This is a genomic window from Micromonospora sp. NPDC048930, assembly GCF_043197935.1.
Classification (GTDB): Bacteria; Actinomycetota; Actinomycetes; order Mycobacteriales; family Micromonosporaceae; genus Micromonospora.
Window position 1 is genome coordinate 439,307 of sequence record NZ_JBICUB010000004.1, and the last position, 25,578, is coordinate 464,884.

The window sequence follows — 25,578 nt, forward strand, 5'->3', positions numbered from 1 at the left end:
CAGGTGAGCCGTACACCTTCCAGACCGCGCGGATGCGGCAGAATCGTCGCTCGTGACCGCCATTTCCGCGAGCACCGCCCGGTCGCCGGAGCCGGTCGGGACGGGCGCGGTCGACGAGGCCGCCTTCACCGCGCTCGTCGCGCCGTTGCGCCGGGAGCTGCACGCCCACTGCTACCGGATGCTCGGCTCGGTCCACGACGCGGACGACGCCCTCCAGGACACCCTGCTGCGGGCCTGGCGCGGGCTGCCGGGCTTCGCCGGACGCGGTTCCCTGCGCTCCTGGCTCTACACCGTGGCGACCCGGGTCTGCCTGGACGCCGTCGCCAGCCGGGGTCGACGGGCGCTGCCGGTCGATCTGGGCCCGGCGAGCGACCGCGCCGTCCCGGGCAACCGGGCGGCCGAGGGCGTCGCCTGGCTCGGCCCGTACCCGGACGCCGGCCTCGCCACCGTGCCGGCCGCCCCGGACGCCCGGTACGAGCAGCGCGAGGCGGTCGAGTTGGCCTTCGTGGCCGCGCTGCAGCACCTGGCGGGCAACCAGCGGGCCGCGCTGCTGCTCTTCGACGTCCTCGGCTACTCCGCCGCCGAGATCGCGGCCATGATGAGCACCTCGACCACGTCGGTGAACTCCGCTCTCGCACGGGCCCGCCGGGTGCTCGCCGCGCGACTCCCCGCCACCACCCAGCAGCGGGCCCTGCGCACGCTCGACGACGCCCGGCTGCGGGAGATCGTCGTCCGGTACGCCACCGCACTGGAGGACGGCGACGCCGAGGCCCTGGTCGCCCTGCTCACCGAGGACGTCACCTGGTCCATGCCGCCGATGCCGCACTGGTACCGGGGTCTCGGGGCCGTCATGGACTTCGCCCGCGCCGCGCCGCTCGGCCCCTGCGGCAGCTGGCGGCACCTGCCGGTCGCCGCGAACGGCCAGCTCGCGGTGGCCGGCTATCTGTGCCGGGAGGGCACCGGTCGGTACCTGCCGTGGTCGATCGACGTGCTGACCCTGCGGGGCCACCGGATCGCCGAGATCACCTCGTTCGTGGGCGACGCGTACCTCGCGGACTTCGGGCTGCCGGACTCGCTGCCGCCGCAGCCGCGGCCGGCAGGCGCGCCGCCCGGTTGAGCGGCGGGGCCGTCCGCGACGGCCGTGCCCGGCCCGGCCGCCGCCGTCGCGTACGCGCCGGGTCCGCCGCCGTGCGGGCCGGCCCGGCGTCCCGGCCGGTGGTGCTGGCTCAGGCGGCCGGGGCGGCGCCGGCGGACGGGGCCTCGCCCGGGTCGCGGGCGTAGCGGAGCATCAGCACGCCGTCCTCGGCGGCCAGCACGTGGCGCAGCGGCAGCGGGCGGGCCGGGCTGCCGTCCCCGGCGGTGATCCGGCCCGGGCCGGCCCCGGCGAGCAGCGGCGCCACGGTCAGGCAGAGCTCGTCCACCAGGTCGGCGGCGGTCAGCGCGCCGAAGAGGTGCGGGCCGCCCTCGCAGAGCAGCTGGGCCAGGCCGCGGCGGCGCAGGTCGGCGAGACCGGCGGCGAGGTCGACCCGCTGCTCGCCGCAGCGGACCAGGTCGGCCACCTCGGTCAGCCCGGGGGGCGGTTCGACCCCGGCCCGGGTGAGCACCAGCGGCCGGACCGGCGCGTCGGCGAAGCACGCCTGCGCCGGGTCCAGCTCCAGCGAGCCGGAGACGACCACCAGGGTCGGGTACTCGGCCAGGCCGTGCTCGCGCCGCCAGGCCCGGCGGTCCTCGCTCAGCCGGACCGCCCGGTACCCCTCGTGGCGCAGCGTGCCGGCGGCCACCACCAGGCCGTCGCAGAGCATCCGGAGCAGGCCGAAGACGCGCTTGTCCGGCTCGCCGGAGAGCCCCGCCGAGTAGCCGTCCAGGGTGACCGCGCCGTCGGCGCTGGCCACGAAGTTCACCCGCAGGTGGGGCCGGGTGGCCCGGCCGTAGAGCGCGGCCAGCTCGGGGTCGGTCAGCGGACCGGTCGCGGGCGCCGGCCAGACCCGCGAAATCGACGTCCCGGGGGTCATTCGCCGGCCGGACCGGTGACCGGAGGGGTGGGTTCGGGGGTACGGTGCTGGCAGTCGCACCACTTCCGGCCTGGACAGTCGTCGTGCCGCCGCTCCCGGCACGCTCGGCAGATCATGCTGGCAGCCTATGCCGAGGGAGGATGGGACAGCATGCCGCGTCAGATCTTCCAGCTCAAGGTGTCCCTCGTCGGGGTCCGGCCGCCGGTGTGGCGGCGGGTGCTGGTCCCCGGCGGCTACACCCTGGACCGCGTGCACCGGGTGGTGCAGCACGCGATGGGCTGGCGGGACTGTCACCTGCACTCGTTCGAGATCGACGGACGCCAGTACGGCGAGCCGGACCCGGACGGCGAGCTGGCGGTCCGCGACGAGCTGGACGTCCGGTTGGACGCGGTGGTCGGCAAGGGCAGCCGGTTCCAGTACCTGTACGACTTCGGCGACTGGTGGGAGCACGACGTGCTGGTGGAGGACGTCTGCGCCGCCGAGCCGGACGAGCGCTACCCGGTCTGCCTGGAGGGGGAGCGGGCCTGCCCACCCGAGGGGGTCGGCGGTCCGACCGGGCACGCGGTCCTGCTGGCCGCGCTGGCCGACCCCGAGCACCCGGAACGCGGGGCGATGCGCGAGTGGGCGGGCGCGGGCTTCGACCCGGCCGCCTTCGACGCCACCCGGGCCACCACGCTGCTGCGCCGCTTCTGCTGATCCCGTTCCGCCGCTGATCCCGCCCCCGACACCGGGTCGGGGTCGACGCGGTAACGATCTGGGAACGCTCCCATAGGTCTATTGACACCTCTGACACGTGCCGGCAATCTCATGGGAGCGCTCCCGCGAGTGGCCTGGGTCTCATTCCTGCCCGCTCGCGGGTCGTCGTCGGTGACCGCTCCGGTCGGCGACGGCGGGCCCGCGCGACAGCACCCCCCACCACACAGATATCGCCTCACCACCGAAAGAGGGGTCTCGGATGAGCGTCCCATTCCGCCGTCGGCGGTTCGCGGCCATCGCGCTGGCGTCCGTCGCGGTGCTCGCCACCGCCACCGCCTGCGGCGACGACTCGTCGGACAGCGGCCAGAGCGACGGCCCGATCACCCTGGTCGTCGACGTCTTCGGCGACCAGGGCTTCGGTTACGACGAGCTCTACAAGCAGTACGAAGCGGAGCACCCGAACGTCAAGATCCAGGAGCGCGGCAAGGGCCTCGGCCTCGGTGACTACAACACCCGGCTGACCCAGCAGATCACCGCCGGCTCGGGTGCGGGCGACGTGGTGGCCCTGGAGGAGGGCACCATCGTCCAGTTCTACGCCCAGGCCGACAAGTTCGTGAACCTCGCCGACCACGGGGCCAACGACCTCAAGGGCAACTTCCTGCCGTGGAAGTGGGAGCAGGGCACCACCCCGGACGGCAAGGTGCTCGGCCTCGGCACCGACGTCGGCTCGATGGCGCTGTGCTACCGCAGCGACCTGTTCAAGGCCGCCGGCCTGCCCACCGACCGCGAGCAGGTGGGCGCGCTCTGGCCGACCTGGGACCAGTTCATCGCCACCGGCCAGAAGTTCGCCGCCGCCGACAAGAAGCACAAGTTCGTCGACTCGGCGACCAACTTCTACAACGTGGTGCTCATGCAGATCGCGGGCCAGGGCACCGGCTACACCTACTACGACAAGAGCAACAAGCTGGCCATCGACCAGAACCCGGACGTCAAGTCGGCGTACGACCTCACCACCCGGATGATCGCCGCGGGCCTGTCGAACAACCTCCAGTCGTTCTCCAACGAGTGGAACGCCGGTTTCAAGAACGGCACCTTCGCCACCATCGCCTGCCCGGCGTGGATGACCGGTGTCATCAAGGGCCAGGCCGGTGACTCGGCGGCCGGCAAGTGGGACATCGCCAAGGCCCCCGGCAACGGCGGCAACTGGGGTGGCTCCTTCCTCGGCGTGCCGAAGTCGAGCAAGCACCAGAAGGAGGCCGCGGAGCTGGCCAAGTTCCTGACCAGCGCCAAGGGGCAGATCGAGGCGTTCAAGAAGGTCGGCAACCTGCCGTCGTCGCCGCAGGCCCTCGCGGACCCGGCCGTGGCCGACTCGACCAACGACTACTTCAGCGAGGCCCCGGTCGGCAAGATCTTCGCCGCGGGCGCCAGCGAGCTGAAGCCGGTCTACCTCGGCCCGAAGAACAACGCGGTCCGGACCGCCGTGGAGAACACCCTCCGCGCGGTGGAGCAGGGCAAGTCCGCCGACGAGCAGTGGCAGGCGGCGCTGAAGAACGGTGCGGCCGCCGGTAAGTGACCCGGCCCGGCCGTCCGCGGGTGGCGTCGACTCCGGCAGTCGGCGCCACCCGCGGTGCCCACCTCCGGCGTCGCCCGTGTCGGCGGGTCACGCCGGCCGAGGAGAAGGACCTCCCATGAGTGAGCGTCAGCGAGCGAATCATCAGTACCGCGCCGTGGTGCCTCATGCCGGCGCCGAGCGAAGCGAGGGGGCGGCATGAGCCTCGACCTGCACGCCGCGGCGCCGCCCGCCGGCCGCCGCGCCGGGCGCCCCGCGCACCGCCGCCGCACCTCGTTCACCCGGCTGGACCTGAAGTACTCGCCCTACCTCTACGTCCTGCCGTTCTTCCTGATCTTCGCGGTGTTCAGCGCGTACCCGATCGCGTACACCGTCTGGATCGCGCTGACCGACCGGTCGCCGCTGAACGCGACGATCTCCTTCGTCGGCCTGGACAACTTCGTCGAACTGATCACCGACGACCCGCAGTTCTGGAACGCGGTCGTCAACACGTTCGGCATGTTCGTGCTCTCCACCGTGCCCCAGCTGCTGCTGGCCCTGGTGCTGGCCAACGCGCTCAACCGGAAGCTGCGCGCCCAGACCTTCTTCCGGATGGCCATCGCCATGCCGATCATCACCTCGACCGCGGTCGTCGCGCTGATCTTCTCGATGATCTACGCCAAGGACTTCGGCCTGGTCAACTGGGTGCTCGACAGCATCGGCATGGACCCGATCGACTGGCGGGCCAACCGGTTCGCCTCCTGGTTCGCCATCTCGACCATGGTCGACTGGCGCTGGGTCGGCTACAACGCCCTGATCTACCTGGCCGCCATGCAGTCCATCAGCAAGGACATGTACGAGGCGGCGGCGCTGGACGGCGCCTCCCGCCGCCGGCAGTTCTGGTCCATCACCATCCCGCAGCTCCGCCCCACGATCATCTTCACGCTGATCATCTCCACCATCGGCGGGCTGCAGCTGTTCACCGAGCCGCTGCTGTTCACCAGCGGCTCCGGCGGCCTCTCCGGCGGCTCGGAGGGCCAGTTCCAGACCATCACGATGTACCTGCTCGACGTGATGAACCAGCGCTTCCGGTGGGGCTACGCCGGCGCGGTCGCGCTCGTGCTCTTCGTGCTCATCGCGCTGATGTCGACGGTGAACTACCTGCTGGCCCGTCGGATCAGCTCCGACAAGTGAGGTGACGAGATGACGACCACCACGCTCCGCCCGCCCGCCCGTGCGGGCGCCCCGGTCCGGCCTGGCCACCAGGCCGAGCGGCTTTGGAAGGCCAGCCCGCTCACCTGGTTCGGGCTGGTCCTCGGGGTGATCCTGTCGCTCTTCCCGTTCTACTGGATGATCGTGATCGCCTCGCGGACCAACGACGCGGCCAACTCGTGGCCGCCGCCGTTCCTGCCCGGCGGCAAGCTCGGCGACAACATCCAGCGGGTGCTCGAGAACGGCGACGCCAACATCGTCAAGGGCCTGCTGAACTCGTTCCTGGTCTCCGGGACGATCACCGTGGCCACGGTCTTCTTCGGCTCGCTGGCCGGCTTCGCCTTCGCCAAGCTCCGGTTCCGCGGGAAGAACGCGCTGCTGCTGATCATCCTGGCCTCGATGATGGTGCCCATCCAGCTCGGCGTACTGCCGCTCTACATCCTGATGGCGAAGCTCGACTGGCTGAACACCATGCCGTCGGTGACCGTGCCGTTCCTCATCGGCGGCTTCGGGATCTTCATGATGCGCCAGTACGCCGAGCAGGCCGTCCCGAACGAGCTGATCGAGGCCGCCCGGGTGGACGGCTGCTCGACCTGGAAGGTGTACTGGCACGTGGTGGCGCCCGCCCTGCGTCCCGCCGCCGCGGTGCTCGGCCTGCTCACCTTCATGGAACAGTGGAACCAGTTCTTCTGGCCCTTCGTGGTGCTGGCCGACCCGGCCAACCCGACCGTCCAGATCTCCCTGCGCAGCCTCAACACCGCCTACTTCGCCGACAACTCGCAGATCTTCGCCGGGACGTTGATCGCGACCCTGCCCCTGTTCATCGTGTTCGTCCTGTTCGGCCGCCAGATCATCGGCGGAATCATGGAAGGCGCCGTCAAATCGTGAGCGTGAGGAGTGAGCCGGGTTTGCGAGCCCCGCAGTCGCGAACAAAGGTGGTCCGATGAGCAACCCAGCCAGCCCGCCCGCCGTCGGCGTCCTCGACCAGGGTCCGGAACTGACCTTCCCGCCCGGCTTCCTCTGGGGCGCGGCCACCGCCGCGTACCAGATCGAGGGCGCGGCGGCCGAGGGCGGCCGTGCCCCGTCGATCTGGGACACCTTCAGCCACACGGACGGCGGGACAGTGGCCGGGCACACCGGTGACGTGGCCTGCGACCACTACCACCGGATGCCCGAGGACGTGCGGCTGATGGCCGAGCTGGGGCTGAAGTCGTACCGCTTCTCGGTCTCCTGGCCCCGGGTGCAGCCGGGCGGCACCGGGCCGGCCAACCAGGAGGGGCTGGACTTCTACCGGCGGCTGGTCGACGAGCTGCTGGCGCACGGCATCGAGCCCTGGCTCACGCTCTACCACTGGGACCTGCCGCAGCCGCTGGAGGACGCCGGCGGCTGGCCGGCCCGGGACACCGCCGCCCGGTTCGCCGACTACGCCCGGCTCGTCGGGGACGCCCTCGGCGACCGGGTGCGCTACTTCACCACCCTGAACGAGCCGTGGTGCTCGGCGTTCCTCGGCTACGGCTCCGGCGTGCACGCGCCGGGCCGCTCGAACGGGGCGGACGCGGTCCGGGCCGGGCACCACCTGATGCTCGGGCACGGGCTGGCCGTGCAGGCGCTGCGGGCGTCCCGGCCGGAGGCGCAGCTCGGCATCACGGTGAACCTCTACCCGGTCACCCCGGCCGGCGACTCGCCGAGGGACGCCGACGCCGCCCGGCGGATCGACGGCCTGGCCAACCGGTTCTTCCTCGACCCGGTGCTGCGCGGGGCGTACCCGGCGGACCTGCAGGCCGACCTGCGCAAGGTCACCGACTTCGGGCACGTCCGGGACGGCGACCTGGCGGTCATCTCGACCCCGCTCGACATGGTCGGCGTCAACTACTACAGCCGGTACGTGGTGGCCGCGCCGGTCGAGAGCGCCGCGGCGGAGGCGTACTGGCGGGCGCCCTCGTGCTGGCCGGGCAGCGAGGACGTCCGGTTCGTCACCCGGGGTGTCCCGGTGACCGACATGGACTGGGAGATCGACGCCCCAGGGCTGGTCGAGACGCTGGAGCGGGTCCACCGGGAGTACACCGACCTGCCGCTGTACGTCACCGAGAACGGCTCCGCCTTCGTCGACGCGGTGGTCGACGGCCGGGTCGACGACCCGGACCGGCTGGCGTACTTCGACGCGCACCTGCGCGCCGCGCACGCCGCGATCGGCGCCGGGGTGCCGTTGAAGGGCTACTTCGCCTGGTCACTGATGGACAACTTCGAGTGGGCCTGGGGCTACACGAAGCGCTTCGGGATGGTCTACGTCGACTACGACAGCCAGGCGCGGATTCCCAAGTCCAGCGCGCGGTGGTATGCCGAGGTGATCCGACGCAACGGCCTGGCCGCACAATAGGCTGGGCCAGCCAGTAACGGGCGGCCCGGCGCCGACGCCTCGAACAGGTGCCGGGTCCGCCCGACGTCGGAGGAGCAGACGATGACAACGCAGCGCACGCGTTCGCTCGGGCGCCCGACCCTCGACGCGGTCGCCGCCCGCGCCGGCGTGGGGCGCGGCACGGTCTCCCGCGTGGTCAACGGCTCGCCGCAGGTCAGCCCCGAGGCGCGGGCCGCCGTCCAGGCGGCGATCGCCGAGCTGGGGTACGTGCCCAACCGGGCCGCCCGGGCGCTGGTCACCCAGCGGACCGACTCGGTGGCGCTGGTGGTCTCCGAGTCGGGGGAGCGGGTCTTCACCGAGCCGTTCTTCGCCGGCATCGTCCGGGGCGTCAGCTCCGCACTGCTGGAGACCCCGATGCAGCTCTGGCTGGCCATGGCGCAGTCCCAGATCGAGCGGGAACGGGTCGAGCACCACCTGACCAACCAGCACGTCGACGGCGTCCTGCTGCTCTCGCTGCACGACGCCGACCCGCTGCCCACCCTGCTCGAGGAGCGCGGCCTGCCCACCGTGCTCGGCGGTCGGCCGGCCCGGATGCTGGACCCGGACGCCCAGCCGGCCTGGTTCGTCGACGTGGACAACGTCGGGGGCGCGCGGCAGGCGGTGGAGCACCTCTTCGCCCGCGGCCGGCGCCGGGTCGCCACCATCGCCGGCCCACAGGACATGGGCGCCGGCCTGGCCCGGTTGTCCGGCTACCAGGAGGCCGTCCGGGCCGCGGGTGGCAGCGTCAACCCGGACCTGATCGCGTACGGGGACTTCAGCGAGGGCAGCGGCAGCGCCTGCATGCGCCGGCTGCTGGAGATCTGCCCCGACCTGGACGCCGTCTTCGTCGCCTCCGACCTGATGGCCTTCGGCGCCCTGCGTACGCTGCGCGAGGCGGGCCGCCGGGTGCCCGAGGACGTGGCGGTGGTCGGCTTCGACGACGCCCCGATCGCCCGGCAGGCCGAGCCGCCGCTCACCACGGTCTTCCAGCCGGTCGAGGAGATGGGCCGCCAGATGGCCCGCCTGCTGGTCTCCCGCATCCGCGGCGAGGAGGTCCCGTCCCCCCACGTCCTCCTCGACACCAAACTCATCCACCGCACCTCCGCCTGACCCCCACCCCCGGGGGGCCGGGGGTCGGGTGGGTGGGGTTACCTGTTGCGGGCGGCGTGGAGGCCGTGGTCGACCAGGGGGGCGACCAGGTCGCCGATCCGGTCGAAGCCTCCGCCGAGGGTCTGCCCGAGGGTGTGCCGGTAGTGGATGCCCTCGCAGATCACCGCGAGCTTGAAGCAGCCCAGCGCGACATGCCAGTGCAGCGGCCCGACGTCGACGTCGCTGCGGCCGGCGTACCGGTCGATCAGCTCGGCACCGCTCGGGAAGCCGGCCCGGGGACCCAGCCCGTCGGCCACCGGGCTGCCCTCGGCGAGGTCACTGTCCCCGAGCACGCTCCAGTACGTCAGCAGCAGCCCCAGGTCGGCGAGGGGGTCGCCGAGGGTGGCCATCTCCCAGTCGAGCACCGCCCGGACGGTGACCGGGTCGACCGCGGCGAGGAGATTGTCCAGCCGGTAGTCTCCGTGCACGATCCGCCCGGCGTTGGCCCCCTCCGGCACGCTGCCGGCCAGCACGTCGCGCAGCTCGTCGATGCCGGGTAGCGGGCGGCTGCGGGAGCGGTCCAACTGGCCGGCCCAGCGGCGGACCTGCCGGGCCAGGTAGCCCTCCGGGCGGCCGAAGTCGGCCAGCCCGACCTCGGCCGGGTCGACCCGGTGCAGCGCGGCGAGGGTGTCCATCATCGCCATGGCCAGCGCGCGGCGCTGCCCGGCGGTGAGCGCATCGGTCTGCGTGCGGCTCCGGTAGACCTCGCCGTCGACCTTCTCCATCAGGTAGAACGGCGCGCCGATCACTTCCTCGTCGGCGCAGAGCAGCAGCGCGGCGGGGACCGGCACGTCGGTGGGGGCGAGCGCGGAGATCACCCGATGCTCCCGGGCCATGTCGTGCGCGGTGGCCAGCACGTGCCCGAGCGGCGGCCGGCGCAGCACCACCTCACGGTCGCCGGCGCGCAGCAGGTACGTCAGGTTGGACTTGCCCCCGGCGATCAGCCGCGCCGACAGCGGCCCGGCCAGCTCAGGCCGGTGCGCGGCCAGGTACGCGCCGAGCCGGTCGAGGTCGAGGCCGCGCGGGGCCGGACCGGTCGGGGCCTCTGCCGCGTCGCCGGCCGGATCGGTCATCCGGTTAGTTGATTTCAGCTCGGCCTTCTTGTCAAGGTCGGATTTTCCCGGCGGACATGGCACTGCAACAGGGGCGAAATGGTCAACCGGCAGGCTGGGCCCCAGCCTGCCGGCCGCCACGGCCGGCCCGCCGAGCGGAGGGACCAGACATGCTGCTGAGAGTTCGGGTGACCCTGCCGGACCGACCCGGCACGCTCGGCCAGGTGGCCCGCACACTCGGCGTCTCCGGCGCCGACATCGTCCAGGTGGTCGTGCTGGAGCGGCTCGGCGGCCGGGCGGTGGACGACTTCACCGTGGTGTGGCCGGGCGCGGCGCGGGTGGAACGCCTGCTGGCCGGGCTGGCCGCCATCCCCGGCGTACGGGTGGACGGGGTGTGGCGGGCGATCGGCGCGCCGACCACCGGCGGCCAGGACGCCGAGCTGCTCGCCCAGGTGGCGGCGAACCCGACGGACGGGGTGGCCACCCTGGTCGACGCGGTCCCCGGGCTGCTCGCCGCGGACTGGGCGGTGGCCGCGGTCGTACCCCTGGACTGGGCCTCCCGCGGTGGCGGGAGCGAGGCGACGGTCGGGCACGCGAGCTGGCGGGCGCCGGTCCCGCCCCGGCTGCCGGAGGTGACGCCGCTGCGGGCCCGGGCGATGACCAGCCCCGAGGGGCACCACTACGCGGTCGCGCCGTTCGGCCGGGCCGGTCTGGTGCTGGTGGTGGCGCGGGACCACACCGATCCCCTGGCCGCCGCGGCGTTCCACACCACCGAGGTGGACCGGCTGGCCCAGCTGGTGCGGGCCAGCGCGGTGATCCTGGGCGACCGGCTGGACCTGGTCGGCGCCCCTCCGGTGACCACCATCACCTGACCTGTCCCGCCGTTTCACCCGGGGGCAACGGGTCTGCAACAGCCGCCCGGCAGGGTCGAGGGTGAGGAAGGGAGCGAACCATGGCGCTGTGGCGGATCCGAGCCACCGTGGACGACCGGCCGGGCTACCTGTCGGTTCTCACCGCGAGCCTCGCGTTGCGCGGGGTCAACATCCTCACCGTGCAGGTGCACACCACCGAGGCGGGGGCCGTCGACGACTTCCTCGTCGACGCGCCCGACCAGCTCGGCGAGGCCGACCTGCGGGCGGCCGTCGAGCGGGGCCGGGGCCGGGACTGCTGGGTCGCGCGCAGTGAGGCGCGCGGGCTGGCCGACCAGCCCACCCGGGTGCTCGGCCTGGCCGCCCGGCTGGTCCGGGAACCGGAAGGGGCCGGCGAGGCGTTGCGCGCCCTGCTCGGCGCGGACGAGGTGACCTGGCGGCCGAGGCCGGCCGGCCCGCTCGGCGGGGTGGGCGCCAGGACCATGCTGCTGGGCGACCCGTCGGGCGGCTCGTACGAGCTGCGCCGCCGGGAGCCGAGCTTCACCCCGGCCGAGTACGCCCGCGCCCAGGCACTGGTGGAGCTGGCCTCGGCCGTCGCCCGCCGGGATGACGACCGGGTGACCCTGGTGCTGCCGGACGCGGCGGAGGTGCTGGTCCGGTCGGCCACCGCCGACGACCTGTCCGGCGTGCTCGACCTGCACCAGCACTGCTCGGCCCGGAGTCGGCAGCGGCGCTACCTCGGCGGTGCCGCCGTGCCGTCGCCGGCCCGGCTGCGCCGGCTGTTGGAGCCGGCCCGGGGGGTCACCCTGGTCGCCACCGCCGGCCCCGGTGGCGAACCGGAGCCGGTCGTGGCGATGGCCAATCTCCTCGGCGAGGGGGACGAGGCGGAGGTGGCGCTGCTGGTCCGGGACGACTGGCAGCGCCGCGGCCTCGGTTCGGCGCTGCTGCGGCGGCTGCTCGGGCACGCCGAGCGGGCCGGCTACGCCGCTCTGCTGCTGCACGTGCAGGCGGAGAACACCCCGATGCTGCGCGCCGTACGCCGGCTGGCCCGGCCGACGTCGGTGGAGCGCGACGGCAGCGTGCTGACCGTGACGATGCCGCTGGTGGCCCGCCGGGTCGACCTGCCCCGACAGGTCGACGCGGCCGCCCGGTCCCATCGGCCGCACTGACCCGAGGGCCGGCCGCCGCGCGACGTCCCGTGCCGCAACGGCGCGGCCCGGGACGACGACCGGCGGGCGACCCGTGCCGGCGCCGGGCGGATCCCGGTGCCACCTGTGGCCGACCTCCGGTGCGGGGGACGGTGACAACGACAGGGCCCCCGATGCGGGGGCCCTGTCCATGTCCGGGGTCGCCCGGAGCCGGCCGGTGCGCCCGCGTCAGGTGGCCGGGTAGCTGCTGTAGTCGGGGAAGTTGCCGTACAGCCGGCCGTCGCCGCCCACCGTGACCGCCTGCACGAGCAGGTCGCCGCCGACGAACGCGCCCTTCCAGGAGGCGCCCCGGCCGCCGAACGGCTCCTCCCGGTCGCCCCGGGAGCGGGGCTTGTTGATGCCCACCTTGAACGCCTGGAGGTCGACCGCGAGCTTGCCGGCCAGCTCCTCGTCGTCGCAGGCGAGGGAGGCGACCAGCGCGCCGTTGGAGGCGTTCATCTGGGCCAGCAGCTCGTCGGTGGTGTCCACCACGACGATGGTGTCGACCGGCCCGAACGGCTCGGCGTGCATCAGCCGGGACCGGCCGGGTGGGGCGAGCAGCACCGCCGGCGCCACGTAGGCGGAGGTGTCCTGGCCGTCGAGGAAGGGCGCCCCGTCGAGCTTGCCCCGGTGCAGCGGCACCGCGCCGCCGCGCACCGCCTCCTCGACCTTGCGTCGCAGCTCCTCGGCCTTGGCCGCGCTGATCAGCGGGCCGAAGTCCAGCTCCGGCAGCGGGTCGCCGGCCGACCAGTCGTCGCCGACGGCGAGCGGGTGTCCGAACCGGATCGAGCGCACCACCGGCAGGTACATGTCGAGGAACTCGTCCACCAGGTCCCGCTGGACCACGAACCGGGGGTACGCGGTACACCTTTGCTTGCCGTACTCGAAGCCCTTCTTCAGATGCGCGGCGAGCAGGTCCCACTGGGAGAAGTTCCAGATGCCCCAGGCGTTGAGGCCCTCCTGCTCGATGAAGTGCCGCTTGTCGGAGTCGAGCAGCGCGGCGGCCACCTTGCCGCCGTTGGAGCGGCCGCCGACGAACGCCACCGCGCCGATCTCCGGGGCGCGGACCAGGACCTCGGAGAGCTCCTCGCCGCCGCCGGAGAGCAGGGTGGCGGGCAGGCCGGCGCGGCGCATCAGCGCGTGCGCCACGGTGAGGCAGACCGCGCCGCCCTGCGAGGGGGTCTTGGCGATGACCGCGTTCCCGGCGAGCAGCTGCACCAGCTCGGCGTGGACCAGCACGCTCATCGGGTAGTTCCAGGAGGCGATGTTGCTGACCGGACCGGGCAACGGCTCGCGGCCGTCGGCGAGCATCCGGTCGATCTCCTGGACGTACCAGCGCACGCCGTCCAGCGCCCGGTCGACGTCCGCGCAGGCCAACCGCCACGGCTTGCCGATCTCCCAGAGCAGCAGCATGGCCAGCAGGTCACGGTGGGCGGCGAGCGCGTCGAGGGCCTCGGTGACCCGGGCCTTGCGCTCGGCGAGCGGGGTCTGGGCCCAGTCCCGGTGGCTGGTGGCGGCATGCGCCACGGCGCCGCGGGCCGCGTCGGCGTCGAGCCGGGCCAGGTTGACCAGGACGGTGTTGTCGACCGGGGTGCGCACCGGGGCCGGCGTGCCGACCGCCCGCCACTCGCCTTGGACCAGGTTGTGCAGGGTGGCCGTGCCGTCGGGCGCGGCGCCGAAGGCCTCCGGCGCGGCGGCCACCGCGCGGGCGAGCGTCTCGGACCAGGAGGTGCCGTCGGCGAGTCTGAGAGCCATCGCGATCTCCTCAGGGTTGTCCGGGGGAGCGGCGGCGTCGATGGCACCGCTGGTGTCGCGTACTGTCCCGCGCCGCCGAACGCACGGGCAACCGTACGCTCGTATGCCAGGACGCCCGGTCCACCGGTTGGCCTCACTCGCGGCAGGTCACGGCCGTCCGCCACAAGGTCTGACCTGGGAGTACGCGAAGCAGGTATCGAAGTTAGTCGATGATGTGATTCAGCTCCGGGCGACGTCGACCGGGTTACCCGTCAGTACGGATCAGTCCGCCGGAAGGTTCAACCGCCGAGCGCGGCGACCGCCTCCGCCGTGGTGCAGACGGTGCCGAGCCGGCGGAAGACGTAGTCCACCGCGAACTCGTGGGCGTACGCGTCCAGTCCGGACATCGCGTCGTGCGGCAGCACCACCCGGTAGCCGATCTCCTCGCCGATCCGGGCGGTCTGCTCGACCCCGAAGTTGGTGACCAGGCCGCCGATGATGAGCGTGTCCACGCCCCGCTCGCGCAGCGTGGCGTCCAGTCCGGTCCGGTGGAAGGCGCCCCAGCTGTGCTTGACCACCGGCACGTCGCCGTCGCGCGGGCCGACCTCGGGCAGCAGTTCACTGCCCGGCGGCTGGGGGTCGGGGCCGGGCCGGTCGGCGCGGACCACCACGACGGTCGCCCCGGTGGCGCGGGCCGCGTCGGCGAGCGCGAGGCAGCGCTCGACCACCTCGGGGCCGGTGTGCGGGGCGGTGGGCAGGTCCACGATGCGACGCTGGAGGTCGATCAGGACGACGGCGGTGCGCTGCGGGTCGAGAGGCTCCACGGTCAAGATCGTATCCGGGGCACGGCCGTACGTGGTCGCTGCCCGAGCGCGCGCCGCCCGGCAGCCGCCGCGCCGCTCCCGCCCGGATACGCGGAACCGGCCGCCGGAGCGAGTCCGACGGCCGGTTGAGCTGGCGCGTACGTCAGCTGGTGAAGGTGATCTTGTCGCGACGCCGGCGCAGCGTCATCAGCACGACGCCGCCGCCGATCAGGACGAGACCACCGAGCGCGATGCTGGTCGCGGCCACACCGGTGATCGGCAGGCTGCCGCCGTTGTCACCGTTGCCGCCACCGCTACCGCCCCCCGCGCTCGGCGAGACGGAGCCGCCGGGCGGCGTGCTCCCGGTCGGCGGGGTGGTCGGCGTCCCGGGCGGGGTGCTCGGCGTCGTCGGGGTCGTGCACTTCGGGACCCAGAAGACCTTGTGCTTGACGCCGCCCGGCACGCCCGCCGACGTGATGGTCAGCTTGACGTGGTAGCCCTGCTTCGGCTGCTCCTTGTACGACGTCAGGTCCCAGTCGGACACGTGGTACGTGAAGACCGCGTCCTCGTCCTTGCTCCCCCCGCCAGCCGGGGTGGTGCTGATCGTCTTGGTCTCCGAGGGGATCACCTCTTCGCCGGACCCGGACGGCGGGTGGATGGTGAACGTGATCTTCGCCGTCTGACCCTCGTCGAAGTTGAAGAACCTGACCTGGAAATCGCAGCCGACGTGCGGACGGTTGGCGATGTTCGGGTCGTTGTGGTTGTCGACGTCGAAATTGTCGATCTTCACGGTCCCGTTGTTGCCAGCCGGATCGGTGGCCAGGGCGGGAGATCCGAAAGCGAGGCAGGCCGTGGCGGCGGCCGCGGTGAGGGCCGCGCGCGCCAGGTGCCGACGCTGTGCCATGAGGAATCCTCCGGGATTGAATGGTGCGGACGGCACATGATCGCATGAACCGGTACCGATGGCGACATCGGACGGTCGTCGGTCAGCAGGCGCGCTTGGCAGTAAACGCTAATAGTGCTCGCCGATTATCGGCGTGTCGCCGTAACACGAACCGGCCGCCGGACGGGGTCCGGCGGCCGGTCAGGCTGGCGCGTGGGTCAGCTGGTGAAGGTGATCTTGTCGCGACGGCGGCGCAGCGTCATCAGCACGACGCCGCCACCGATCAGGACGAGGCCGGTGAGCGCGATGCTGGTCGCGGCCACACCGGTCAGCGGCAGGCCGCCCTCCGTGCCGCCACCCACCGAGGAACTCGGCGTGACCGAGGTGCCACCGGTCGGGGACTCCGAGGTCGACGGCGACTCCGAGGTCGACGGAGACACCGAGGCCGACGGGGACGCGGACGGGGTCGGCGACTCGGACGAGGACGGCGAGGGGGACGGGGACGGGGACTGGCTGCTCGGGGTGCCCGGGCAGGTGTGACTCAGGTTGAAGAACTCGTCCTCACCGCTGATCGTGGCGCTGCCGTCGACCAGGGTCCAGCCGGCCGGGGTGAAGACGTAGGCGTGGATCGTCCGCGGGCTCTGGCCGCCGGTCGAGTAGAAGTAGTCCGGGTACGCGTCGGTCGCGTCCGGGACCTTGATCTCGACGTCGTTGGTGCCGTCGTTGAAGGTCAGCGTGAGGGTCTCGAAGTTTCCGCCGTCCTTGCCGGGCAGGACGAAGTGCCAGCCGTCCTGGTTGGCCGCAAGGTCGTCGAACCGTTCGTCGTCGCAGTCCTGGGTCTGGAAACCCGCCGCGGTCGACCCCTTCTGGGACTCGTGCAGGGGGATGGTGCTGGACGCCCAGGCCGGGGTGGCGAAGGCGAGGCAGGCCGTGGCGGCAGCTGCGCTGACAGCCGCACGCGTCACGTGCCGACGCTGTGCCATGAGGGATCCTCCGAGATCGGGAGAGGTGACGGCACATGCTCCCATGAGCGTGCGGCGGTGGCGACATCCGACGAACGGGCCGAGCTGGGACGACTTGACGCTTGATGCGGAAAGCCAAAGCGAGACTTAATCCTTTTCTCGGCGTGTTCGCGTAACGCTGGAGGATCCTCTGACGCTCCGGAACGCTCGTGGCGGCGGTCCGGTCTTCTCAAATCCGCGACGGTGATATTACATTGGCAGCTATCCATGGGAGCGCTCCCGCGCCTCCACGGGCCCACCCCACCACTGCCGCCGCCGGCAGCTCCGACCACCGACGCCGTCCCTCGGGCGGGGCTGCCGTGCGGCACCGATCCACAGGAGCCCGCCATGCCCCACCCGATCCCGCCGCCGCGCGGCCGGACCCGGCTACGCCGCCTGCTCGCCGCCGGCGCCGCCCTGGCCGCCGGTCTGGTCACCGCCGTCGCCACCCCGGCGGCCGCCGCACCCACGTTCAACTACGGCGCGGTCCCTGCCGCTGCGGCCGCGCCCGCTTTCAACTACTCAGAGGCGCTGCAGAAGTCGCTCTTCTTCTACGAGGCGCAGCAGTCCGGGCGGAAGCCGGCCTGGAGCCGGGTCTCCTGGCGGGGTGACTCGGCGCTGACCGACGGCGCTGACGTGGGCCTGGACCTGACCGGTGGCTGGTACGACGCCGGCGACCACGTGAAGTTCGGCTTCCCGATGGCGTTCAGCACGACCATGCTGGCCTGGGGCGCCGTCGAGTACCGGGACGGCTACGTCGCCTCGGAGCAGCTCACCCACCTGCTCAACAACCTGCGCTGGGTGAACGACTACTTCGTCAAGGCGCACCCCGCCCCGAACGTCCTCTACGGGCAGGTCGGCAAGGGCGACGACGACCACAAGTGGTGGGGGCCGGCCGAGGTGCTGCCGATGGCGCGGCCCGCGTACAAGATCGATGCGAGCTGTGGCGGCGCGGACCTGGCGGGGGAGACGGCGGCCGCGATGGCCGCCTCGTCGATGGTGTTCCGGCCCACCGACGCCGCCTACGCCGACAAGCTGCTCGGGCACGCGAAGCAGCTCTACACCTTCGCCGACACGGTGCGGAAGAGCTACCACGAGTGCATCACCGACGCGACGAACTTCTACAAGTCCTGGAGCGGCTACCAGGACGAGCTGGTCTGGGGCGCGGTCTGGCTCTACCGGGCCACCGGGGACGCCGCCTACCTGACCAAGGCGGAGAGCGAGTACGACAAGCTGGGCACCGAGCCGCAGTCGACCACCCGCTCCTACAAGTGGACGATCGCCTGGGACAACAAGCAGTTCGGGACGTACGTGCTGCTGGCCAACCTGACCGGCCGGCAGAAGTACGTCGACGACGCCAACCGCTGGCTGGACTGGTGGACCGTCGGCGTCGACGGCTCCCGGGTCAACTACTCGCCCGGCGGGGAGGCGGTCCTCGACTCCTGGGGTTCGCTGCGCTACGCCGCCAACACCGCCTTCGCCGCGCTGGTCTACAGCGACAAGACCACCGACGCCACCCGCAAGGCCCGCTACCACGACTTCGCCGTCCGGCAGATCAACTACGCCCTCGGCGACAACCCGCGCAACTCCAGCTACCTGATCGGCTTCGGCGCCAACTCCCCGCGCAACCCGCACCACCGCACCGCGCACGGCTCCTGGTGGGACAGCCAGACCGTGCCCACCGAGACCCGGCACGTGCTCTACGGCGCGCTGGTCGGCGGCCCGTCCTCGGCCAACGACGCGTACACCGACAGCCGGTCGGACTACGTGATGAACGAGGTCGCCACCGACTACAACGCCGGCTTCACCTCCGCCCTGGCCCGGCTCACCAAGGAGTACGGCGGCACGCCGCTCGCCGGCTTCCCGACCGCCGAGCAGCCGGACCTGGACGAGCTGACCGTGGAGACCACGGTGATGCAGGCCGAGACCCGGGCCACCGGGCTCAAGGCGATCATCTACAACAAGTCGGGCTTCCCGGCCCGGGCGCTGAAGACCGCGAAGTTCCGGTACTACTTCCGCCCCGACGGCACCGGCCCGGTGACCGTCACCCCCGGCTACACCCAGGGCTGCCCGTCGCCGTCGACGGCCCACCAGCTGTCGGGCGACATCTGGTACGTCGAGGTCGACTGCACCGAGTACACGATCGCGCCGGCCGGCCAGTCGCAGCACCGGATGGAGGTGCAGTTCAAGGTCGGCGTCCCGGAGGGCGGCACCTGGGACCCGACCAACGACCCGTCGTACCAGGCCACCGCCGGGCCGAACCGGAAGGTCGCGCTCTACGAGGGCGGCGTACGGGTCTGGGGCGAGGAGCCGGGTCCGGCCACCCCGGACACCACCCCGCCGACCGCGCCCGGCACCCCGGTCGCCTCGGCCGTCACCTCGACCGGGCTCACCCTGACCTGGCCCGCCGCCACCGACACCGGCGGCAGCGGCCTGGCCGGGTACGACATCACCCAGGCCCAGGTCGGCAGCGATGCCCTGGTGCTGCTGAAGTCCACCACCAACACCCTCGCCGTCACCGGGCTGCTGCCCGAGCGGACGTACCAGTTCTCCGTGGTGGCCCGCGACGGCGCCGGCAACCGGTCGGCGGCCTCGCCGACGGTCACCGTCACCACCCCGGCCGCCCCGGCCCCGGACACCACCCCGCCGACGGCCCCCGGCACGCCCACCGCCTCCGCGGTCGGGCCGACCGGGCTCACCCTCGCCTGGGGCCCGGCCTCCGACAACGTCGGCGTCACCGGCTACCGCGTCTATCGGTCGGGGAACGTCCTGGTCGGGTCGACCACCGGCACCACGCTGACGGTCACCGGCCTCACCGCATCGACCACGTACACCTTCACGGTGGTCGCGGTGGACGCGGCCGGCAACGTCTCCGCGGCCTCCGCGCCGGTCACCGTGACCACCGCGGACCCGCCGACCGGCGGCGGCTGCGCCGTCGGGTACGTCACCAGCAGTTGGGACACCGGGTTCACCGCGAACATCACCGTCACCAACACCGGGACCAGCACGATCAACGGCTGGACGCTCGCCTTCACCTTCCCCAGCACCGGCCAGGAGGTCGGCCAGGGCTGGTCGGCGAACTTCACCCAGACCGGTACGGCGGTGACCGCGTCGAACGTCTCCTACAACGGGACGCTCGCGCCGGGGGCGTCGACCAGCTTCGGCTTCAACGGCACCCACACCGGCACGAACCCCAAGCCGACCACCTTCACCCTCAACGGCGTCCCCTGCACCGTCTCCTGACCCCGGCCCGGCGGTCGTGGCCGGTCACCGTACCCGGGTGACCGGCCAGGCCGCGTCGCCGGCTTCGGTCCCCAGATCCGTTTCCGAAACTTTTCCGAAAGTTGTTGTCCGGGCAGATGCCCGATGGGAGCATTGACGCCGGTAAATTCCCCAACCAAGACGTCCAGTCGTCCCCGCCCAGACGGCTTGGGTGTTGGCCAGTAAGGAGGCCAAGGTGGCTATGAGCCCCTCCGTTCATCGTGGCGGAAACGTGCGGCAGCGAACGGCCATCGCCAGAGCGCTGCTCGCCGGCGCGGTCAGTGTCGTGACAGTGGCCGCGGCTGCGGTGATGATGCCGTCGGCGGAAGCCGCGGCGAGCACGCTGGGTGCGGCGGCCGCGCAGTCGGGCCGGTACTTCGGCACGGCGATCGCCGCAGGCCGGCTCGGCGACTCGACGTACACCACGATCGCCGGGCGCGAGTTCAACATGGTGACGGCCGAGAACGAGATGAAGCCGGACGCGACCGAGCCCCAGCGGGGCCAGTTCAACTTCTCGGCCGGCGACCAGATCTACAACTGGGCGACCCAGCGCGGCATGAAGGTCCGCGGCCACACCCTCGCCTGGCACGCACAGCAGCCGGGCTGGATGCAGAGCCTCAGCGGCAGCAGCCTGCGCCAGGCGATGATCGACCACATCAACGGCGTGATGGCCCACTACAAGGGCAAGCTCGCCGCCTGGGACGTCGTCAACGAGGCGTTCAACGAGGACGGCAGCCGCCGCCAGTCCAACCTGCAGGCCACCGGCAACGACTGGATCGAGGTGGCGTTCCGCACCGCCCGCACCGCCGACCCGTCGGTCAAGCTCTGCTACAACGACTACAACATCGAGAACTGGTCCTACGGCAAGACGCAGGGCGTGTACCGCATGATCCAGGACTTCAAGTCCCGGGGGGTGCCGATCGACTGCGTCGGGCTGCAGACCCACTTCACCGGCGGCAGTTCGCTGCCGAGCAACTTTCAGACCACACTGTCCAGCTTCGCCGCCCTCGGCGTGGACGTGGCCCTGACCGAGGTCGACGTCACCAACGCGGCGACCTGGCAGTACGAGGGGCTCACCCAGGCGTGCATGAACGTGCCGCGCTGCATCGGGATCTCGGTGTGGGGCGTGCGCGACAGCGACTCCTGGCGGTCCAGCGAGAGCCCGCTGTTGTTCGACGGCGGCGGGAACAAGAAGGCCGCCTACACGTCGGTGCTCAACGCTCTCAACGCGGCCACCCCGACCTCGAGCCCGACGCCGGGCAGCGGCACCGGCCGGATCATCGGGGTGCAGTCAGGCCGGTGCATTGACGTGCCCGACGCCACGCAGACCAACGGCACCCGGGTACAGCTCTGGGACTGCCATGGGCAGACGAACCAGCAGTGGACGTACACCGCCGGCAAGCAGCTGATGGTCTACGGCAGCAAGTGCCTCGACGCGAACGGGCAGGGTACCGCGAACGGCACCGCAGTAATCATCTGGGACTGCAACGGTCAGACGAACCAGCAGTGGAACCTCAACTCCAACGGCACCATCAGCGGCGTGCAGTCCGGCCGGTGCCTGGACGTCTGGGGCACCGGCAACGGCCAGCAGATCCAGCTGTACGACTGCCACGGCCAGGCCAACCAGCAGTGGCGGACCGAGTTCAGTGGCGCCACCTCGCCGCCCCCGTCCTCACCGCCTCCGGGTGGCTGTGCGCTTCCGTCGACCTACCGCTGGTCGTCGACCGGCGCGCTGGCGAACCCGCAAAACGGATGGGTCTCGCTCAAGGACTTCACCAACGTGGTCTACAACGGCAAGCACCTGGTCTACGCGTCGAACGTCTCCAGCGGAGGATCGTACGGCTCGATGAACTTCAGCCTGTTCACGAACTGGTCCGACATGGCCTCGGCCAGCCAGACCGGGATGAGCCAGGGCACCGTGGCACCCACGCTGCTGTACTTCGCCCCGAAGAACATCTGGGTGCTGGCGTACCAGTGGGGACCGACCTCGTTCAGCTACAAGACGTCGAGCGACCCGACCAACGCCAACGGCTGGTCCGCGGCACAGACGCTCTCCACCGCCAGCCTCCCCGACGCCCCGTATGGCGTGATCGACCAGACCCTCATCGGCGACGACCAGAACATGTACCTGTTCTTCGCCGGGGACAACGGCAAGATCTACCGATCGAGCATGCCGATCGGGAACTTCCCGGGCAGCTTCGGCTCGAGCTACACGACGATCATGACCGACTCGACCAACAACCTGTTCGAGGCGGTCGAGGTCTACAAGGTCCAGGGCCAGAACCAGTACCTCATGATCGTCGAGGCGATCGGGAGCCAGGGGCGCTACTTCCGTTCGTTCACGTCCAACAGCCTCAGCGGCTCGTGGACCCCGCAGGCCGCCAGCGAGAGCAACCCCTTCGCGGGCAAAGCCAACAGTGGCGCAACGTGGACCAACGACATCAGCCACGGTGACCTGGTCCGCACCAACCCCGACCAGACCAAGACCATCGATGCCTGCAATCTGCAGTTCCTGTACCAGGGCAAGAACCCCAGCGCGGGAGGCGACTACAACCTGCTGCCGTGGCGGCCGGGTGTGCTGACCCTGCAGCGCTAGGGGAATGGGCTCGGCCCAGACCACTCCCGTTCGCTGACCGCCCCCAGCGTGTCCGGCACCGACCGGTGTCGGACACGCTGGGGGGTGAGTCACGCCCCGGCTGACCGCCGGCCGGCGGCGACTCGGGGGTCGACCAGCTTCGGCTTGGTTTACCGGGCGGACGCTGGCGCAGCGGGGCAAGCTGGCCCGGTGGAGCGGGAGTTGCTGACCGTCGGGCACGGGGCCGCCGACCGGGAGCGGCTCGCGGAGCTGCTGGCCGGCGCGGGGATCGTCCTCGTCGTGGACGTGCGGCGCTACCCGGCCAGCCGGACCAACCCGGACGTCCGGCGGGAGGCGCTTGAACAGTGGCTGCCGGAGCGGGGGATCGGCTACCGCTGGGAGCCCCGCCTCGGCGGCCGCCGGCACGTCCGCGCCGGGGAGCCGGAGCCGGACACCTGGTGGACGGTCGCGGCCTTCCGGGCGTACGCCGCGTACACCCGGACACCGGAGTTCGACGTGGCGCTGGACGACCTGCTCGCCGACGTGGAACGGCGGACCACGGCGGTGATGTGCAGCGAGAGCGTGTGGTGGCGCTGCCACCGGCGGCTGATCGCCGACGTGGCCGTGCTCGGGCGCGGGGTGACGGTGTCGCACCTCATGCCGGACGGCCGGCTCAGCCCGCACCGCCCGGCCGAGGGGGCACGCCGCCTCCCCGACGGGCACCTGATCTGGGACGGCTGACCGCCGGAACTCGGTGGCTGGCCACGGGGCGCGCCGATACCCTGCCCGCATGCCGGAGCTGATCACCCCGACCGCCCGCCTGCACCGGTCGTGGCTGGCCGCCCGGGACGACTGGGGGCGGGGCGTGCACCAGGACGGCAGCGGACTGAAACCGAGCGACGACGTGGACTCGCCGGAGGGCTTCGCGGACTGGGTGCGCCGGCTGCGCGACGGCGCGGACGAGTCCCGGCCGCTGCCGGGCGGCCTGGTCCCCGCGATCTACTGGTGGATCGTCGAGGGCGACGAGGTGCTGGGGGCGATCTCGCTGCGGCTGCGGCTCAACGACTTCCTGCGCAACGCCGGCGGCCACATCGGCTACGGCGTGCGCCCCTCGGCCCGGCGCCGGGGGGTGGCGACCTTCGCGCTCGGCGCGGCGCTCGCCGAGGCGGCCCGGCGGGGCATCGACCGGGTCCTGGTCACCTGCGTGGACGGCAACCGCCCCTCCGCCCGGACCATCGAGCGGCACGGCGGCGTGCTGGAGGACGTACGGGACACCGAGCTGGGCCGGACCCGCCGCTACTGGATCCGTACCCGCTGACTCAGTCGGGCAGTTCGTCGGCGAGCAGGTCCATCAGCAGGGCGTCGTGCCAGCGGCCGTCCGCGCCGCGCTCGTAGCGGCGCATGATGCCCACCGGGCGGAAGCCCACCTTCGCGTACGCCCGGATCGCCGCGGTGTTGGCCGCCGCCGGGTCGATGGTGAACCGGTGGTGGCCGTGCTCCTCGACCAGGTGCCGGGCCAGGGTGCGGATGGCATCCCCGCCGAGGCCGGCGCCGCGTACCGCTGGGTCGAGGAAGATGTCCAGGCTGGCGTGGCGGTAGTCCGGGTCGGTCTCGGCGTACCACTGGATCGCGCCGACCAGCTTGCCCTCGTGCTCGATGGCGTACACGGTCAGCTCGTCGTCGGCCAGGTCGGCGCGGACCGCCGCGGCCAGGTCGTCGTCGCCGCGCCACCAGCGGCGCACCTCCGGGGTGGCCCGGATGGCCGCGAGGCCGGGCACGTCGTCGTCCGTCGCCGGCCGCAGCGTCACCGCCCGTCCCCGCAGCACGGGTCAGCCCCGGATCTCGCCGTGCTCGACGCAGACCGCCGACCAGCCGGCCGGCACCACCTGCACCTTCATCCGCCGCCGGCAGTGGACGCAGTAGCGCGGCGGCTCCAGCGCCCGCGCGGCCGCGCACGCCTCGTGTGGCACGGAAGCTTCCGCACCGCAGCGGTCGCACCACAGCTCGGTCACCGTCATCTCCGCCTCACAGGGTCGCCGACAGCGCCTTCACCGGCATCTTCAGGTCGTCGAGGAGCTTCAGGTCGTCGGTCGCCGGCCGGCCCAGCGTGGTCAGGTAGTTGCCGACGATGACCGCGTTGATGCCGCCCAGCAGGCCGTCCCGGGTGCCCAGGTCGCCGAGGGTGATCTCCCGGCCGCCCGCGTACCGGAGGATGGTGCGCGGCATGGCCAGCCGGAACGCGGCGATGGCCCGCAGCGCGTCCCTGCCCTCCACCACCGGACGGTCGGCGAGCGGGGTGCCCGGGCGCGGGTTGAGGAAGTTCAGCGGGACCTCGTGCGGGTCCAGCTCGGCCAGCTGCGCGGCGAACTCGGCGCGCTGCTCCACCGTCTCGCCCAGGCCGAGGATGCCGCCGCAGCAGACCTCCATGCCCGACTCGCGGACCATCTTCAGCGTCTCCCAGCGCTCCTCCCAGGAGTGCGTGGTGACCACGTTCGGGAAGTAGGAGCGGCAGGTCTCCAGGTTGTGGTTGTAGCGGTGCACGCCCATCTCGACCAGCTCGTCGACCTGCTCCTGGGTGAGCATGCCCAGCGACGCGGCGACCTGGATGTCGACCTCCGCCCTGATGGCGGCCACGCCCTCGCGCATCTGCTTCATCAGCCGGGCGTCCGGGCCGCGTACGGCGGCCACGATGCAGAACTCGGTCGCCCCGGTCGCCGCGGTCTGCTTCGCCGCCTCGACCAGCGCGGGGATGTCCAGCCAGACCGAGCGGACCGGCGAGGTGAACAGGCCGGACTGCGAGCAGAAGTGGCAGTCCTCCGGGCAGCCCCCGGTCTTCAGCGACACGATGCCCTCGACCTCGACCTCCGGGCCGCACCAGCGCATCCGTACCTCGTGGGCGAGCTGCAGGGCGGCGGGGACGTCTTCGTCGGGCAGGTTCAGCACGGCGAGGACACCGGCCTCGTCGAGGCCGACGCCGTTCTCCAGCACCTGGGTCCGGGCCTGGTCGAGGATCTCTGGCATGGCTCGTACCCTACAAGGCCGCCGCGGCGGCCCGGAACGGCCGCGTCCGGCCCCCCGAGCCGGCCCCGACCAGCGGTCCGGCCACCCCGGCGAGCCGGCCCGCGCCACGCCGGGGCCCGTCCGCCGGGTGGTAACTTCGCCCGGCGGAAGTGCCCTGCGGGGCGACGATCGGCGGAGAG

General features: G+C 72.3%; 22 protein-coding genes. 13 read left to right on the forward strand and 9 right to left on the reverse strand.

Annotated elements, in window-relative coordinates:
- Positions 1-61: 61 nt before the first annotated feature.
- Complete coding sequence (locus ACGFI9_RS14165; protein WP_393178478.1) at positions 62-1,117, forward strand: sigma-70 family RNA polymerase sigma factor; 1,056 nt, start codon at positions 62-64, stop codon at positions 1,115-1,117.
- Between the two features lie 109 nt (positions 1,118-1,226).
- Here ACGFI9_RS14165 and ACGFI9_RS14170 read toward each other — a convergent pair whose 3' ends face one another.
- On the reverse strand, positions 1,227-2,012 hold the full coding sequence (locus tag ACGFI9_RS14170) for a pyrimidine reductase family protein (protein ID WP_393178376.1): 786 nt from the start codon (positions 2,010-2,012) through the stop codon (positions 1,227-1,229).
- Positions 2,013-2,162: 150 nt separating this feature from the next.
- On the opposite strand from ACGFI9_RS14170, the gene ACGFI9_RS14175 reads away from it, so the two are divergent.
- The 6 genes from ACGFI9_RS14175 (at position 2,163) to ACGFI9_RS14200 (ending at position 8,974) form a co-directional block, all read left to right on the forward strand.
- On the forward strand, positions 2,163-2,708 hold the full coding sequence (locus ACGFI9_RS14175; RefSeq protein ID WP_393178377.1) for a plasmid pRiA4b ORF-3 family protein: 546 nt from the start codon (positions 2,163-2,165) through the stop codon (positions 2,706-2,708).
- 259 nt (positions 2,709-2,967) lie between these two features.
- Positions 2,968-4,281, forward strand: coding sequence for an ABC transporter substrate-binding protein (locus tag ACGFI9_RS14180; protein WP_393178378.1), 1,314 nt, complete (start codon positions 2,968-2,970; stop codon positions 4,279-4,281).
- 195 nt (positions 4,282-4,476) lie between these two features.
- Positions 4,477-5,451 carry a carbohydrate ABC transporter permease gene (locus ACGFI9_RS14185; RefSeq protein WP_393178379.1) on the forward strand — a complete coding sequence of 325 codons (975 nt, stop codon included), beginning with the start codon at positions 4,477-4,479 and terminating at the stop codon, positions 5,449-5,451.
- 9 nt (positions 5,452-5,460) lie between these two features.
- Positions 5,461-6,357, forward strand: coding sequence for a carbohydrate ABC transporter permease (locus ACGFI9_RS14190; protein WP_393178380.1), 897 nt, complete (start codon positions 5,461-5,463; stop codon positions 6,355-6,357).
- A gap of 55 nt (positions 6,358-6,412) precedes the next feature.
- Positions 6,413-7,846 (forward strand): GH1 family beta-glucosidase, encoded by a 1,434-nt coding sequence (locus tag ACGFI9_RS14195; RefSeq protein ID WP_393178381.1) that lies wholly within the window; start codon positions 6,413-6,415, stop codon positions 7,844-7,846.
- A gap of 81 nt (positions 7,847-7,927) precedes the next feature.
- Entirely contained in the window at positions 7,928-8,974 is a 1,047-nt protein-coding gene (locus ACGFI9_RS14200; RefSeq protein ID WP_393178382.1) for a LacI family DNA-binding transcriptional regulator, read from the forward strand.
- Positions 8,975-9,012: 38 nt separating this feature from the next.
- Here ACGFI9_RS14200 and ACGFI9_RS14205 read toward each other — a convergent pair whose 3' ends face one another.
- Positions 9,013-10,086 (reverse strand): phosphotransferase family protein, encoded by a 1,074-nt coding sequence (locus tag ACGFI9_RS14205; RefSeq protein WP_393178383.1) that lies wholly within the window; start codon positions 10,084-10,086, stop codon positions 9,013-9,015.
- 149 nt (positions 10,087-10,235) lie between these two features.
- On the opposite strand from ACGFI9_RS14205, the gene ACGFI9_RS14210 reads away from it, so the two are divergent.
- Complete coding sequence (locus tag ACGFI9_RS14210) at positions 10,236-10,937, forward strand: amino acid-binding protein (RefSeq protein WP_393178384.1); 702 nt, start codon at positions 10,236-10,238, stop codon at positions 10,935-10,937.
- An 80-nt stretch (positions 10,938-11,017) separates the two neighbouring features.
- Positions 11,018-12,103, forward strand: a complete 1,086-nt coding sequence (locus tag ACGFI9_RS14215) for a GNAT family N-acetyltransferase (protein ID WP_393178385.1) — start codon at positions 11,018-11,020, stop codon at positions 12,101-12,103.
- Positions 12,104-12,310: 207 nt separating this feature from the next.
- On the opposite strand, the gene ACGFI9_RS14220 is transcribed toward ACGFI9_RS14215, so the two are convergent.
- From ACGFI9_RS14220 to ACGFI9_RS14235, 4 genes are all read right to left on the reverse strand, one after another.
- Complete coding sequence (locus ACGFI9_RS14220) at positions 12,311-13,876, reverse strand: aldehyde dehydrogenase family protein (RefSeq protein WP_393178386.1); 1,566 nt, start codon at positions 13,874-13,876, stop codon at positions 12,311-12,313.
- Between the two features lie 278 nt (positions 13,877-14,154).
- The gene (locus ACGFI9_RS14225) at positions 14,155-14,679 is read right to left on the reverse strand and encodes an isochorismatase family protein (RefSeq protein ID WP_393178387.1); all 525 of its coding nucleotides are present in this window, start codon (positions 14,677-14,679) and stop codon (positions 14,155-14,157) included.
- 142 nt (positions 14,680-14,821) lie between these two features.
- Entirely contained in the window at positions 14,822-15,562 is a 741-nt protein-coding gene (locus ACGFI9_RS14230) for an LPXTG cell wall anchor domain-containing protein (RefSeq protein WP_393178388.1), read from the reverse strand.
- 197 nt (positions 15,563-15,759) lie between these two features.
- Positions 15,760-16,506: an LPXTG cell wall anchor domain-containing protein gene (locus ACGFI9_RS14235; RefSeq protein WP_393178389.1), complete on the reverse strand. Its 747-nt coding sequence runs from the start codon at positions 16,504-16,506 to the stop codon at positions 15,760-15,762.
- 384 nt (positions 16,507-16,890) lie between these two features.
- Here ACGFI9_RS14235 and ACGFI9_RS14240 point away from each other — a divergent pair, with 384 nt between their 5' ends.
- From ACGFI9_RS14240 to ACGFI9_RS14255, 4 genes are all read left to right on the forward strand, one after another.
- Positions 16,891-19,785, forward strand: a complete 2,895-nt coding sequence (locus ACGFI9_RS14240; RefSeq protein ID WP_393178390.1) for a glycoside hydrolase family 9 protein — start codon at positions 16,891-16,893, stop codon at positions 19,783-19,785.
- 214 nt (positions 19,786-19,999) lie between these two features.
- A complete protein-coding gene (locus tag ACGFI9_RS14245; protein WP_393178391.1) occupies positions 20,000-22,399 on the forward strand; it encodes a non-reducing end alpha-L-arabinofuranosidase family hydrolase in 2,400 nt (799 codons plus the stop codon).
- Positions 22,400-22,588: 189 nt separating this feature from the next.
- Positions 22,589-23,119, forward strand: a complete 531-nt coding sequence (locus ACGFI9_RS14250; RefSeq protein WP_393178392.1) for a DUF488 family protein — start codon at positions 22,589-22,591, stop codon at positions 23,117-23,119.
- A 49-nt stretch (positions 23,120-23,168) separates the two neighbouring features.
- Entirely contained in the window at positions 23,169-23,696 is a 528-nt protein-coding gene (locus tag ACGFI9_RS14255) for a GNAT family N-acetyltransferase (RefSeq protein WP_393178393.1), read from the forward strand.
- A gap of 1 nt (position 23,697) precedes the next feature.
- On the opposite strand, the gene ACGFI9_RS14260 is transcribed toward ACGFI9_RS14255, so the two are convergent.
- From ACGFI9_RS14260 to bioB, 3 genes are read right to left on the reverse strand one after another with little or no spacing between them, the layout of a single operon-like run.
- Positions 23,698-24,204 carry a GNAT family N-acetyltransferase gene (locus tag ACGFI9_RS14260; protein WP_393178394.1) on the reverse strand — a complete coding sequence of 169 codons (507 nt, stop codon included), beginning with the start codon at positions 24,202-24,204 and terminating at the stop codon, positions 23,698-23,700.
- Positions 24,205-24,207: 3 nt separating this feature from the next.
- Positions 24,208-24,396 carry a hypothetical protein gene (locus tag ACGFI9_RS14265; RefSeq protein WP_393178395.1) on the reverse strand — a complete coding sequence of 63 codons (189 nt, stop codon included), beginning with the start codon at positions 24,394-24,396 and terminating at the stop codon, positions 24,208-24,210.
- A 7-nt stretch (positions 24,397-24,403) separates the two neighbouring features.
- Positions 24,404-25,399, reverse strand: a complete 996-nt coding sequence (gene bioB, locus ACGFI9_RS14270) for a biotin synthase BioB (RefSeq protein WP_393178396.1) — start codon at positions 25,397-25,399, stop codon at positions 24,404-24,406.
- Positions 25,400-25,578 lie beyond the last annotated feature (179 nt).